This is a genomic window from Agromyces mangrovi, assembly GCF_030296695.1.
Classification (GTDB): Bacteria; Actinomycetota; Actinomycetes; order Actinomycetales; family Microbacteriaceae; genus Agromyces; species Agromyces mangrovi.
In genome coordinates, this window is the sequence record NZ_AP027737.1 from 2,709,921 (window position 1) to 2,722,890 (window position 12,970).

Below are 12,970 nucleotides of genomic sequence, written 5' to 3' on the forward strand. Positions count from 1 at the left end.
GCCGTGGCGCACAGCATCTACATCGGATCGGCTGAGGGAAACACGGGGAAGTCGACCATCGCGCTCGGCGCGGTCGACACCCTGAGCAGGCGGGTGGGACGGGTCGGCGTCTTCCGTCCGGTCGCCCGATCGACGAGCGAGCGCGACTACGTGCTCGAGCTGCTGCTCGCGCACGAGGCGGTCGACACGGGCTACGACGAGGCGATCGGCGTGCGCTACGACGACGTGCACGCCGACCCCGAGCGGGCGCTCGCCACCATCGTGCGGCGGTACAAGGCGGTCGAGGCCGGGTGCGACGCCGTCGTCATCGTCGGCTCCGACTACACCGACGTCGGCAGCCCCACCGAATTGAGCTACAACGCCCGCATCGCCGCGAACCTGGGCGCCCCGATGCTGCTCGCCGTCGGCGGGCGCATCCCGCAGGACACCGACGACGGCGACCGCCTCGGCTACGTCGACGCGCGCACGCCCGCCGAGGTCGCCCAGCTCACCGAGCTCGCGCTCGAGGAGCTGCACGACGAGCACGCGACGCTGCTCGGCATCATCGTGAACCGCGCCGACGAGGAACGGCTCGACGAGGTCGTCGCCGCGGTGCGCGAGGTCGTCGGCGAGGTCGCCGACCCGGCCGTGTGGGCGATCCCGGAGGACCAGTACCTCGTCGCCCCGACCATGGGCTCGATCATGACCGCGGTCGACGGTGCGCTGTACGCGGGCGACCCGCAGCTGCTGAACCGCGAGGCCCTCGGCGTCGTGGTCGCCGCGATGAGCCTCGTGAACGTGCTGCCGCGGCTGATCGAGGGCTCGGTCGTGGTCATCCCCGCCGACCGCGCCGACGTGCTGCTCGGCGTGCTCACCGCGCACTCGTCGGCGACGTTCCCGTCGATCTCGGGGGTCGTCCTCAACGGCGGGTTCGAGCTCCCCGAGCAGATCGAGCGCCTGGTCGAGGGCCTGCACACCGACCTGCCGATCATCCGCACCGACCTCGGCAGCTACGACACGGCCGTGCGCATCACCCATACCCGCGGCCGCCTCGCCGCCGAGTCGCAACGCAAGCGCGACACCGCACTGCGCCTGTTCGAGCACCACGTCGACACGGCCGAGCTGCTCGACCGCCTCGACGTGAGCCACGCCGACGTCGTCACCCCGCTCATGTTCGAGTACGGGCTGCTCGAGCGCGCCCGCCAGGCCGACAAGCACATCGTGCTCCCCGAGGGCGACGACGACCGCATCCTCCGGGCCGCGGCCACGCTGCTCGCGCGCGGGGTCGCGCGCCTGACCATCCTCGGCGAGTCGATCGAGGTGCGCTCGCGCGCACTCAGCCTGGGCCTCGACATCTCCGGCGCCGAGGTCGTGAGCTCCCATGACGCGGTCCTGGGCATGAAGTTCGCCGAGGAGTACCACCGGCTGCGCCAGCACAAGGGCATCTCGCTCGAGCAGGCGCGCGAGACCGTCACCGACGTCTCGTACTTCGGCACGATGATGGTGCACCTCGGGCTCGCCGACGGCATGGTCTCGGGCGCAGCCCACACGACGGCGCACACCATCCGCCCGTCGTTCGAGATCGTGAAGACGAAGCCCGGCGTCTCGGTCGTGTCGAGCGTGTTCCTCATGGCGCTCGCCGACCGCGTTCTGGTCTACGGCGACTGCGCCGTGAACCCCGACCCGACCGCCGAGCAGCTCGCCGACATCGCGATCTCGTCGTCGCAGACCGCCGCGCAGTTCGGCGTCGACCCGCGCGTGGCGATGCTGTCGTACTCGACGGGCACGTCGGGCGCCGGCGCCGACGTCGACAAGGTGCGCACGGCGACCGAGCTGGTGCGCGAGCGCATGCCGCACCTGCTGGTCGAGGGGCCGATCCAGTACGACGCGGCGGTCGACGCGGCCGTCGCGGCGAGCAAGCTGCCCGACTCCGCCGTGGCGGGGCGCGCGACGGTGTTCATCTTCCCCGACCTCAACACCGGCAACAACACGTACAAGGCCGTGCAGCGCTCGGCCGGCGCCGTTGCGATCGGCCCTGTGCTGCAGGGCCTCAACAAGCCCGTCAACGACCTCTCGAGGGGGCGCTCGTGCAGGACATCGTGAACACCGTGGCCATCACCGCCATTCAGGCGGCCGAAGCGGATGCCCCGGTGGCGTCGTGACCCCGATCCTCGTCGTCAACTCCGGCTCGTCGTCGTTCAAGTACCAGCTGATCGACGTCGAGGAGTCGCGCACGCTCGCGTCGGGGCTCGTCGAACGCATCGGTGCCGAGACCGGCGGGCGTGCGAAGCACACCGTGCACCCGGCATCCGGCGACCCCTCGACCACCGAGCTCGAGCGCGAGATCGCCGACCACACCGCCGGGTTCCAGGTCATGCTCGACGCGTTCGCCGCGCACGGCCCGGCGCTCGCCGACCACGCGCCGATCGCGGTCGGCCACCGCGTCGTGCAGGGCGGCGCGCGCTTCTTCGAGCCGACCGTCATCACCGACCTCGTGCGCATCAACATCGACGAGCTCTCGGCGCTCGCACCGCTGCACAACCCGGCGAACCTCGCCGGCATCGTCGCCGCGCAGCGCGCGTTCGCCGACGTGCCGCACGTGGCCGTGTTCGACACCGCGTTCCACCAGACGCTGCCGCCCGCCGCCTACACCTACGCGATCGACGCCGAGGTCGCCGAGAAGCACCGCGTGCGCCGCTACGGCTTCCACGGCACCTCGCACCGGTTCGTGTCGCGCGCCGCCGCGGAGTTCCTCGGACGACCGGTGGGCGAGCTCAAGCAGATCGTGCTGCACCTCGGCAACGGGGCATCCGCCTGTGCCGTCGACGGCGGCCGCTCGGTCGAGACGAGCATGGGCATGACCCCGCTCGAGGGGCTCGTCATGGGCACCCGCTCGGGCGACATCGACCCGGCCGTGCTGCTGCACCTCTCGCGCCGGGCGGGCATGTCGATCGACGAGCTCGACACGCTGCTCAACTCGCGCAGCGGCATCCTCGGGCTGTCGGGGCACGGCGACATGCGCGACCTGCACGCCGCGATCGACGCCGGCGACGAGCGGGCGCAGGTGGCGTTCGACGTGTGGGCGCACCGGATCCGCGGGTACGTGGGGGCGTACGCGGCCCAGCTCGGGCGGGTCGACGCGATCGTGTTCACCGCCGGCGTGGGGGAGAACGACGACCGGGCACGTGCCGCGGTGCTCGCCGGGCTCGAGGGGTTCGGCGTCGTGCTCGATGCGGCCCGCAATGCCGAGCGGGTGCCGGGCGCGCGGCGCATCTCGGCCGACGATTCGCGCGTCGAGGTGCTCGTCGTGCCCACGAACGAGGAGCTCGAGATCGCCCGGCAGGCGCACGAGGTGGTCGCGGGCTGAGCACGGCGAGCGGATGCCCCTGGGCGACCGCCCCGTACCGATAGCGTGTCCGGTGTGGAGCGCAGCCTTCGAGATCGCATGCGACGTCGTCGGCGCGCCGACGAGTCGACGAGCCAGCTGCCGTTCTGGGTGGGCCCCGCGATCGCGCTCGTACTCGTGCTGATCGTGCAGGCGCTCGTGGTGAAGCTCTACGCGGTGCCGAGCGGGTCGATGCAGGAGACGCTCGACGTCGGCGACCGCATCCTCGTCGAGCGCATCGTGCCGACGCCGCACGAGCGCGGTGACGTCATCGTCTTCGAGGCGACGCCCGAGTGGGGCAGCCTCGGGCCCGTGACCGACGTGTTCGACGGTGCGCTGCGCGTGATCGGCACCGTCACCGGACTCGGGCCGGGCGCGCCGTACTCGCTCGTCAAGCGCGTCATCGGGATGCCGGGGGAGGAGGTCGCGTGCTGCGATGCCGAGGGCCGTGTGACGGTCGACGGCGAGCCCCTCGACGAGCCGTACCTCTTCGAGGACCCGCCCTTCGAGGCGGGCTCCCTCGACTGCACGACCCAGCCGATCTCGACCCGCTGCTTCGGGCCGATCGCCGTGCCCGAGGGGAGTTCCTGGTGCTCGGCGACCACCGCGGGTCGTCGGCCGACTCGGTCATCGCGTGCCGCGGCGCCCCCGAGGCCACCGCCTGCGCGAGGTTCGTGCCCGAGGAGAACGTGGTCGGTCTCGCGTTCGCCCGCGTCTGGCCGCTGACCCGCATCGGCCCGATCGACTGACCCGTCTCGTGTCCGAGTCCGCCCCTCCGCGCCCCGCGCGCCCTCCATTTCCGTCTGAGGGCGATTCCTTGAGCTGAGGGCGAAAGCTTCGGCCCTCAGCCAAGGAATCGCCCTCAAGCGCCGATCGTGTGCCGGCCGTGCGGCGGCGGCGCGAGTTTCGGCGCGCTCAGCGTCGCCTGCGCAGGCGACCGAGGCCCACGAGCACGCCCAGGACCAGGCCGGCCGCGGCGATCGCCAGCGCGATGCAGGCGAACACGAGGTAGCGGATCTCGGTCGCCTGCCCCTCCCAGCCCCGGCTGTCCGACCATGCGAGGCTGACGCGCACCCACACCGCCGCGACTACGAGCCCGAGCAGCGCCACTCCCGCCCCGAGCAGCCAGCGCATCAACGTCCGCATCGCGGCCCGCCTCCCTCCAGCCTGCGAATCAGAGTCGCGCATGGATGATCTCGGCGATGCCGTCGGGGTAGAACGGGTGGGGTGTCTCACGGATCGGCACCCAGCGGACCGGGCTGCCCTCATCGAGCACGTGCAGGCGGGCGTCGAGGGGGATCCGGTCGATCTCGTCGGACTCGACCGCGTAGACGTGGGCGATCTCGTGGCCAGGTCGTCCCTCGTACGTGAAGATGTTCTGCACGACGTCGAGCAGCTCGACCCGGCCCAGTTCGACGCCGAGCTCCTCGACGAACTCGCGGCGCAGTGCCTGCTCGGCGGTCTCTCCGAACTCGATGCCGCCGCCGAGCGCGCGGTGGAACGACGCATCCTTTACGCGATCCCTCCCGTCGAGCACCAGGACGTGCCCGTCGCGAACGGGGAGCCCCACGGCTATGTTCCGGATCGTCGGCATGGGAGCGATGCTAGTGCGGACGAGCACCCCGGTCCGCCGGCGCACGGAACCTGCCTGAGGGCCGTTTCTTGTCTGAGGGCGAGAGCTTCAGCCCTCAGCCCGAGGAACGGCCCTCAGACAAGAAACGGCCCTCAGGCGTGATTCGGCGCAGGCTCAGGCGGGCGCGGAGAGCCGTGCCGCGCGCGCCTCGAGGTACGCGTCGAGCGCCTCGCGGCTCGTGCGCCGCGGCACGTAGCCGAAGCGCGCCTTGAGGGCGTCGTTCGCGAGCACCGGGCGGTAGCGCAGGAAGTCGAGCTGCTCGGGGCCGTGCACGGTCAGCTTCAGCGCGTGCCCGACGCGAAGGCCGAGCGACAGCACCCACGCGGGCAGCCGCAGCGTGCGCTTGCCCATGGCTGCCGCGATCTCGCTCACCGTGACGACGCCGTCGCCCGCCACGTTGTACGCGCCCGCCGGCCCTCCGCCGGCGACCGCGTGCACCATCGCGCCCACGACGTCGTCGACCCAGGCGAATACGAACGGGCTCGCCGCGCCGCGGATCTCGAGCGGCCGGTCGGCCTCCCAGAGCGCAGTGATCTGGTTGCCGACGGTCGGCCCGAGGATCGTGCCGATGCGGAAGATCACCTGCTCGAGCTCGGGGTGGGAGGCCCGCGCCTCGGCGAGCAACTCCTCGACCAGGCGCTTGTGCCGCGAGTACGGGAAGGTGTCGTTGCCGCGCAGCGGGTCGGTCTCGCGCAGCGGCATCGGGTTGTCGGCGTAGTAGCCGTAGGCAGCACCGCTCGACGAGACGACGACCCGCCGAACGCCCGCCTCGAGGCACGCGTCCAGCACGTGACGCGACCCCTCGACGTCGACCGCGTACTCCTGCTCCACCGTCGTCGCGGCCCCCGGGTTCACGATCGACGCGAGGTGCACCACCGTGTCGATGCGGTGCTCGCGGAACTGCGGCGCGAGCGACCCGGGCGACGTCACGTCGCCGTGCACGACCACGGCGCCCGGCACCGGCGCGCGCGGCGGCCGCAGGTCGCCCGAGACCACGACCTCGACGTCGGGGTGCGCGGCGAGCGCCGCCACCACGTTCGACCCGAGGAATCCGCTGCCACCGGTCACGTAGACCCGGCGACCACCAGACACGGCGGCGCTCACGCGGTCACGCCCGACGAGGCATCCGCCGCCTGCTTCTTCTTCGTGTGCCGCGCCCAGAGGCTCGCGACGACGAGGCCGGCGACGATGTCCCAGATGCCCCACCAGCCGGCGACGATCGCCATGCCGCCGAGGCCGCCGAAGAACGTGAAGACGAGGCCGAGGCCGAGGCCGGCGTTGCGGATGCCGACCTCGAACGTGATGGCCTTGCGCTCGCGCACCGCCAGGCCGCCGACGCGGGCGCTCGCGTAGCCGATCGCCAGAGCGATCGCGTCGTGCAGCGTGACGGCGAGCAGCACCACGCCGATCCACGCGATGAAGTACTCGAAGTTGCCGACGAGCGCGGCGACGATGAAGCCGAGCAGGCCCAGCAGGCTCACCCAGCGCATGGTCGGCTGCACCTTCGCGGCGAACCGCGGCCACACCGTGCGGATCGTGAGCCCGAGCGCGAACGGCAGGCCGATCACGAGCAGGATCTCGAGCATCATCTGCCAGCCGTTCAGGCTGACGGCGCGCATGAGCTCCGAGCCGGTCGGGTGCAGGTTGCCCCAGAACGACAGGCTGAGCGGCAGCAGGAAGATGTAGAGCACGTTCGCGACTGCGGTCATCGAGACGCTGAGCGCCACGTTGCCGCCCGAGCGGTACGTGAGCACCTGCGACACGTTGCCCGGCGGGCAGCACGCGACCAGGATCATGCCGAGCGCGATCGAGCCCTGCACGTTCAGCAGCAGCGTGAGGCCGAAGGTGATCGCAGGCAGCAGCACGATCTGCGCGATGAGCGCCACGATCATCGGCTTCGGCGCCTTCGCGACGGCGCGGAAGTCGTCGATCGACGTGTCGAGTGCGATGCCGAACATGATCAGCCCGAGCACCACGCTGAGCGCCACGAGCGAGCCGGGCGCGAAGTTCAGCATCACCTCGTCGATGTTCATGCGCGTGCTCCGGCCTTGGCGGCGGCCCGGGCAGGGGCGGTGACGGATGCCGCTGAGCCGGTCGTCCCACCCGCCGCATCCGCAACCACCGAAGGCGCCTCCCCGAACGCCGCGAGCGAGCGGCGCACCACGCGCCGGTACGCGTCCTTGTTCACGTAGTACGACATGCGCTCGAGCGCCAGGTAGTGGTACCCGCCGGTGAGGTCGGGCCACTGCCCCGAGGCATCCGCTCGCAGCTTCGCGGCCTTGAGCGGGTCGCGCGCATCGGCTGCGAAGTACGCGGCGACGAGCTCGGCCTGCTCGGCCCGGCCCTGCCAGCCGATGCCGGATGCCTCGATCATGCCGAGCACCGCGAGCCCGTTGAAGCTCGGCGGGAAGATGTTGAGGTAGAGCTTCGGCGAGAAGCCCTCCCAGTTCAGGTCGGCGCGGTCGACGAATGGGTAGTCCAGCGTGTAGCCGGTGGCGAGCATGATCAAGTCGTAGTCGCCGTGGGTGCCGTCGCGGAAGTGCACGCGCTCGCCGTCGAAGCGCTCGATGTCGGCGCGGATCGACAGGTCGCCCTGTCCGAGGTGGTTCAGGATCAGCGTGTTCACGATCGGGTGCGACTCGTACAGCTTGTAGTCGGGCTTCGGGAAGCCGTAGCGGGTCGGGTCGCCCGTGAAGGCGCGCAGCACGGGGGTGTCGACGGCCTGCTTGATGCGGGCGGGCAGCGGGCGCCCCTGGTTGAGCGTGTCGCTGGGCTTGCCGAACAGGTAGCGGGGCACGAAGTAGTAGCCGCGGCGCACCGACATGTCGACGGATGCCGCGCGGTGCACGGCGTCGACCGCGATGTCGCAGCCCGAGTTGCCGGCGCCGATGATGAGCACGCGCTTGCCCTCGAAGAGCTCCGGATGCTTGTAGGCGCTCGTGTGCAGGATCTCACCGGTGAACTCGCCGGGGAACGTGGGCACGTTCGGGTGGGCCAGCGTGCCGTTGGCGATCACGACGCCCGTGTACTCGTCGGTCGTCTCGCCGTCGGGGCCGGTCGCGTGCACGAGCCAGCCGCCGTCGGGCGTGCGCTCGACGCGGTCGACCCGCGTGTCGAAGCGGATCAGCTCGCGCAGGCCGAAGTGTTCGGCGTAGTCGTCGAAGTAGCGGCGCAGCTCGCGGTGGCTCGGGTAGTCGGCCGTCGAGCGCATCGGGAACTCGGCGAACTCGGTGGTCGTGCGGCTCGAGATGAGGTGCGCCGACTCGTACATCGTGCTGCGGGGGTTGTCGATGTTCCAGAGCCCGCCGACGTCGGAGGACGACTCGTAGCCGACGACGTCGAGGCCCCGGCGCTGCATGGCGCGGAGGCCCGCGAGGCCCGACGGGCCTGCGCCGATCACGGCGTAGCGGGGAGTGGTGGTGGGCATGGGGTGGTGCTCCTTCGTACCCGCGACGCCGTTGGGGGTACGCGGCGCCGCGCCCGCACAGCATACGCGAGCGCCGCTCGGGATTCGAACCGCCGTTCGAGGCTGGGGAGGGGGTGCGCGGGCGGTTCGGAACCCGGCCCTCGTGTCGTGGGCGCCGACTAGTCTGGTCGCGTGGTCACCGCCCTCTATCGCCGCTACCGGCCCGAGACGTTCGCCGAGATGATCGGCCAGTCGCAGGTGACGGAGCCGCTCATGACCGCGCTCCGCACCGACCGGGTGAACCACGCCTACCTCTTCTCCGGCCCGCGCGGGTGCGGCAAGACGACGTCGGCGCGCATCCTCGCCCGCTGCCTGAACTGCGCCGAGGGCCCCACCGACACCCCGTGCGGCACGTGCCCGAGCTGCGTCGAGCTCTCGCGCTCGGGCGGCGGCTCGCTCGACGTGGTCGAGATCGACGCTGCCAGCCACAACGGCGTCGACGACGCCCGCGACCTGCGCGAGCGCGCGGTGTTCGCGCCGGCGCGCGACCGGTACAAGATCTTCATCCTCGACGAGGCGCACATGGTGACGCCGCAGGGCTTCAACGCGCTGCTGAAGCTCGTCGAGGAGCCGCCCGAGCACGTGAAGTTCATCTTCGCGACGACCGAGCCCGAGAAGGTGCTCGGAACGATCCGCTCGCGCACGCACCACTATCCGTTCCGCCTCGTGCCGCCGGGCCCCATGCTCGAGTACGTGCAGCAGCTCGCCGACAGCGAGTCGGTGCAGGTCGACGCCGGCGTGCTGCCGCTCGTGGTGCGCGCGGGCGGCGGCTCTCCGCGAGACACGCTCTCGCTGCTCGACCAGCTCATCGCCGGCTCCGAGGGCGACCGGGTCGACTACGAGCGCGCCGTCGCGCTGCTCGGCTTCACGCACGGCGCCCTGCTCGACGAGGTCGTCGACGCCATCGCCGCTCGTGACGCCGCCGCCGCGTTCGCCGCCGTCGACCGGGTGATCCAGACCGGGCAGGATCCGCGCCGCTTCGTGGAGGACCTGCTCGAGCGCCTCCGCGACCTCGTCGTCGTCGCCGCGTCGACCCCCGAGGGCGCGGCCGCGGTGCTCCGCGGCATCCCCGAGGACGAGATCGCCCAGATGGGCCGCCAGGCAGCGACGTTCGGCCAGGCCGAGCTCTCGCGCACGGCCGACATCGTGAACGCCGCGCTCACCGAGATGACCGGGGCGACCTCGCCGCGCCTGCACCTCGAGCTCATGCTCGCCCGCGCCCTGGTGCCCTCGAGCGACGACAGCTCCCGGGGAGCCCTCGCCCGCGTGGAACGGCTCGAGCGGCGGGTGGGGGTGACGGATGCCTCCGGCGACCAAGCCGCACCGCACGCCGCCGCCGACGCGCCGGCGCCCGCGCCGCGCCCCGCGCGCGCCGAGGCGCCGTCGCATCCCGCGCCCGCGCCCGCGCCCGCGCCCGCCGAGCCCGCCTCGTCGCCGGCTCCGGCGCGTCCGGCCGCATCCGCGGCTGCCGAGCCTGCTGCGCCCGCTCCCGCAGAGCCGGCACCGACCCCGCCCCCGGCCCCCGCGCCGAAGCCGACCGGGCCGGTGACGCTCCAGCAGATTCGCGACGAGTGGCCGCAGGTGCTCTCGGCCGTGCAGGCCGTGCGCCGCAGCGCCTGGATGGTGCTGTTCACCGCGCAGGTGCGCGAGTTCCGCGACGGTCGGGTGCTCGTGCTCGGGTTCCCGAGCCAGAGCGACGTCGAGCAGCTCAAGCAGCCCTCCGCGCCCGGCCAGGGCGTGGGCGACCTGCTCAAGCGCGCCGTGCACGATCGCCTCGGCGTCGAGGTCGCCCTCATCGCCCGAGTCGACGGTGCCGACGAGCCGCGAGCCGCGGCGCCTGCCGCCGAGCCCGCCCCGGCGCGGGTCGCGGAAGCGCGAACGGCCACGAGCACTCGCGCCGAGCGACCTGCTCCCAAGTCCGCACCGCCGAGCGCCCCGGCGAAGTCTGCGCCGCCGAAGCCGCGCGACGCGCCCGTCACGGCCGCGCCGGTCGACTCGTGGGACGTCGTGTCGATCCCATCCGACGACGACGCCCCGCCTCCCGACGACGAGGAACCGGCGCTTCCGCCCGACGATGCCGCGCCCGAACCGGCCCCGGCACCCGAACCGTCTCCCGCTCAGGACGCCGCTCCTGCGCCGGACCCGGCACCCGCGCCCACGCCCGCGGCGCCCACGCGGCGCCCCGAGGCATCCGCCCCCGCCACCCGCGGCGGAGCGCAGCGCTACGGGGAGGCCGTCGTACGCGAGGTGCTCGGCGCCACCTTCATCGAGGAGCAGCAGCTGGGCGAGCCGCGCTCCGGCACGGTCGGGGGAGCTGAGGATGTACGAGGGCATCGTGCAGGACCTCATCGACGAGCTCGGCCGCCTGCCCGGCATCGGGCCGAAGTCGGCGCAGCGCATCGCGTTCCACATCGTGCAGACCGAGAGCTTCGACGTGTCGCGGCTCGCCGAGATCCTCACCGAGGTGCGCGACAAGGTGCGCTTCTGCGAGATCTGCGGCAACGTCGCCGAGCAGTCGACGTGCGCCATCTGCCGCGACCCGCGCCGCGACCCGGCCGTCATCTGCGTGGTCGAGGAGGCGAAGGACGTCGTCGCCATCGAGCGCACCCGCGAGTTCCGCGGCCGGTACCACGTGCTCGGCGGCGCGATCAGCCCGATCGACGGCATCGGCCCCGAGGAGCTCCGCATCCGCCAGCTCATGGAGCGGCTCGCCGACGGCGTCGTGCAGGAGGTCATCATCGCGACCGACCCGAACCTCGAGGGCGAGGCGACGGCGACCTACCTCAGCCGCATGCTCACCACCCTCGGCATCCGCATCACCCGGCTCGCCTCGGGCCTGCCGGTCGGCGGCGATCTCGAGTACGCCGACGAGGTCACCCTCGGCCGCGCCTTCGAGGGCCGCCGCGTCGTCAGCTGACCTGCATCCGCCCGTTCAGCGGTCGAGCTGCAGGCGGTGCCACGCGAGGGCGGTGAGTGCGCCGAACCCCAACGGCACGATCGCGACGAGCGCGAGCTGACCCGCCGAAACGGTCCCCGGCTCGATCGCCCAGAGCGCCGGCGCCGTGAACGGGAACCACGCGCCGACCCCCACGACGGCCATGACCTGGCTCACCACCACGATGCCGATCGTCGTCGCGATGCCCGGCAGCAGCCCGCGCCCGAGCGTCGCCGCCCACGCGGCGGGGGTGGCGATGCACCCCGTGAGCAGGCCGAGCAGCACCTGGCGGCCGAGGGCTGTGGCGGATGCCTCGTCGAGCGCGCCCGTACCCGAGACCGCGCCGACCAGCCAGACCGCCGCCCCGAGCACGACCGCGGTCGCCGCCACCCAGGCGAGGAAGACCACCAGCTTCGCCACCGCGACCGCCGCCCGCGACACGGGTAGCGCGAACAGTCCGGCCACCGTGCCCTCGGCGAACTCGCGCCCGAACAGCCAGCTGAGCGCGACGCCCATCGCCACCAGCGCGCCGGCGCTCGTCACCTGCGCGGCCATGGCCGACACCGCAGCCCACCCCTCGAGGTCGGCGACGATGCCGAGCTTCGCGACCACCTGCGGGTCGCCCGCGCGCACCGCGAGCGTCATGCCGCCGACGATGAGCGCGAGGCCGACGACGAGCAGCAGCGTGGTCCAGCGCAGCACGCGCGACGCGAGCGCCTTCCGCGCCTCGACGCCGAACGCCACGCCGATCACGACGCGCGCTCCACGTCGTCGGCGAGCACCAGCTCGAAGAACTCGCGCTCGGGGTCGCGGCCGCCCGGCTGCATCCGCCCGATGATGCGCCCCGCGTTCATGACCGAGATGCGGTCGGCGACTCGCGCGACCTCGTCGAGGTGGTGGCTGGACACGAGGATGCCCGCGCCGGCGTCCGCACGCCGCCGCAGTGCCGAGCGCAGCATCAGCACGCCCGAGGGGTCGAGCCCGTTGCCCGGCTCGTCGAGCACGATCGCTTCGGGGTCGTGCTGCAGCGCCGCCGCGAGGCCCACGCGCTGCCGGTTGCCGAGCGAGAGACGGCGGGCGAGCACGTCGGCGTACGCCTCGAGCCCGAGCTCGACGATCGCCCCGTCGACGACCGCTGCGACCTCGGCCCGCGCCACCCCGCGCAGCCGTGCCGCGGCCTCGAGGTTCGCCCGCGCCGTCAGCTCCGGGTACGTCGGCGGCGTCTCGACGAGGTGACCCACGCGGGCCCAGGCGTCGCGCCCGGCGCGCGAGAGCTCGCCGCCGAACAGGCGTACCTCGCCGCGGTCCGGCCGCAGCATGCCGAGCAGCAGTCGCATGAGCGTGGTCTTGCCGGCCCCGTTCAGCCCGACCAACGCATGGATCTCGCCGGGCTCCACCGTGAGGTCGACCCCGTGCACCCCCGCGCCGCCGCGATAGACGCGGTACACACTGCGCGCCTCGATCGCGGCAGGGCTCGTCACGACGACGCCCCCGATCGCTCCGGACGCGCATCGCGCCCTCGCATCCGGCCGCCCAGGGGCATCCGCTCGCTCACTCGTCACATGTTCCTCA

General features: G+C 72.6%; 10 protein-coding genes and 2 pseudogenes. 5 read left to right on the forward strand and 7 right to left on the reverse strand.

From position 1 onward, the window contains the following. Window positions 1-3: 3 nt before the first annotated feature. The 3 genes and pseudogenes from pta to lepB all read left to right on the forward strand — a co-directional run bounded on the left by pta (window position 4) and on the right by lepB (window position 4,090). Window positions 4-2,141 (forward strand): annotated as a pseudogene (pta, locus tag QUE38_RS12895) (phosphate acetyltransferase). Continuing rightward, on the forward strand, window positions 2,138-3,346 hold the full coding sequence (locus tag QUE38_RS12900; RefSeq protein ID WP_286308689.1) for an acetate/propionate family kinase: 1,209 nt from the start codon (window positions 2,138-2,140) through the stop codon (window positions 3,344-3,346). Before pta ends, QUE38_RS12900 begins: the two are co-directional and overlap by 4 nt. 78 nt (window positions 3,347-3,424) lie before the next feature. Continuing rightward, window positions 3,425-4,090, forward strand: a complete 666-nt coding sequence (gene lepB / locus QUE38_RS12905; protein ID WP_286308690.1) for a signal peptidase I — start codon at window positions 3,425-3,427, stop codon at window positions 4,088-4,090. A gap of 189 nt (window positions 4,091-4,279) precedes the next feature. Here lepB and QUE38_RS12910 read toward each other — a convergent pair whose 3' ends face one another. The 5 genes from QUE38_RS12910 to QUE38_RS12930 all read right to left on the reverse strand — a co-directional run bounded on the left by QUE38_RS12910 (window position 4,280) and on the right by QUE38_RS12930 (window position 8,424). Next, a complete protein-coding gene (locus tag QUE38_RS12910) occupies window positions 4,280-4,510 on the reverse strand; it encodes a hypothetical protein (protein ID WP_286308691.1) in 231 nt (76 codons plus the stop codon). 28 nt (window positions 4,511-4,538) lie between these two features. Next, a complete protein-coding gene (locus tag QUE38_RS12915) occupies window positions 4,539-4,958 on the reverse strand; it encodes an NUDIX hydrolase (RefSeq protein WP_286308692.1) in 420 nt (139 codons plus the stop codon). Between the two features lie 153 nt (window positions 4,959-5,111). Further along, complete coding sequence (locus tag QUE38_RS12920; protein ID WP_286308693.1) at window positions 5,112-6,101, reverse strand: NAD-dependent epimerase/dehydratase family protein; 990 nt, start codon at window positions 6,099-6,101, stop codon at window positions 5,112-5,114. Then, window positions 6,098-7,030 (reverse strand): bile acid:sodium symporter family protein, encoded by a 933-nt coding sequence (locus tag QUE38_RS12925; RefSeq protein WP_286308694.1) that lies wholly within the window; start codon window positions 7,028-7,030, stop codon window positions 6,098-6,100. Before QUE38_RS12925 ends, QUE38_RS12920 begins: the two co-directional genes overlap by 4 nt. Next, complete coding sequence (locus QUE38_RS12930) at window positions 7,027-8,424, reverse strand: flavin-containing monooxygenase (protein ID WP_286308695.1); 1,398 nt, start codon at window positions 8,422-8,424, stop codon at window positions 7,027-7,029. Before QUE38_RS12930 ends, QUE38_RS12925 begins: the two co-directional genes overlap by 4 nt. Before the next feature lie 171 nt (window positions 8,425-8,595). Here QUE38_RS12930 and QUE38_RS12935 point away from each other — a divergent pair. Both QUE38_RS12935 and recR read left to right on the forward strand, forming a co-directional pair. After that, window positions 8,596-10,194: pseudogene (locus QUE38_RS12935) on the forward strand (DNA polymerase III subunit gamma and tau); the annotation flags it as partial. A 589-nt stretch (window positions 10,195-10,783) separates the two neighbouring features. Then, window positions 10,784-11,380, forward strand: coding sequence for a recombination mediator RecR (gene recR / locus QUE38_RS12940; protein WP_286308696.1), 597 nt, complete (start codon window positions 10,784-10,786; stop codon window positions 11,378-11,380). A gap of 15 nt (window positions 11,381-11,395) precedes the next feature. Here the strand turns inward: recR and QUE38_RS12945 are convergent, their stop codons facing one another. Next, complete coding sequence (locus QUE38_RS12945) at window positions 11,396-12,151, reverse strand: ABC transporter permease (RefSeq protein ID WP_286308697.1); 756 nt, start codon at window positions 12,149-12,151, stop codon at window positions 11,396-11,398. Then, window positions 12,148-12,846, reverse strand: coding sequence for an ABC transporter ATP-binding protein (locus QUE38_RS12950; protein ID WP_286308698.1), 699 nt, complete (start codon window positions 12,844-12,846; stop codon window positions 12,148-12,150). Before QUE38_RS12950 ends, QUE38_RS12945 begins: the two co-directional genes overlap by 4 nt. Window positions 12,847-12,970: the final 124 nt, after the last annotated feature.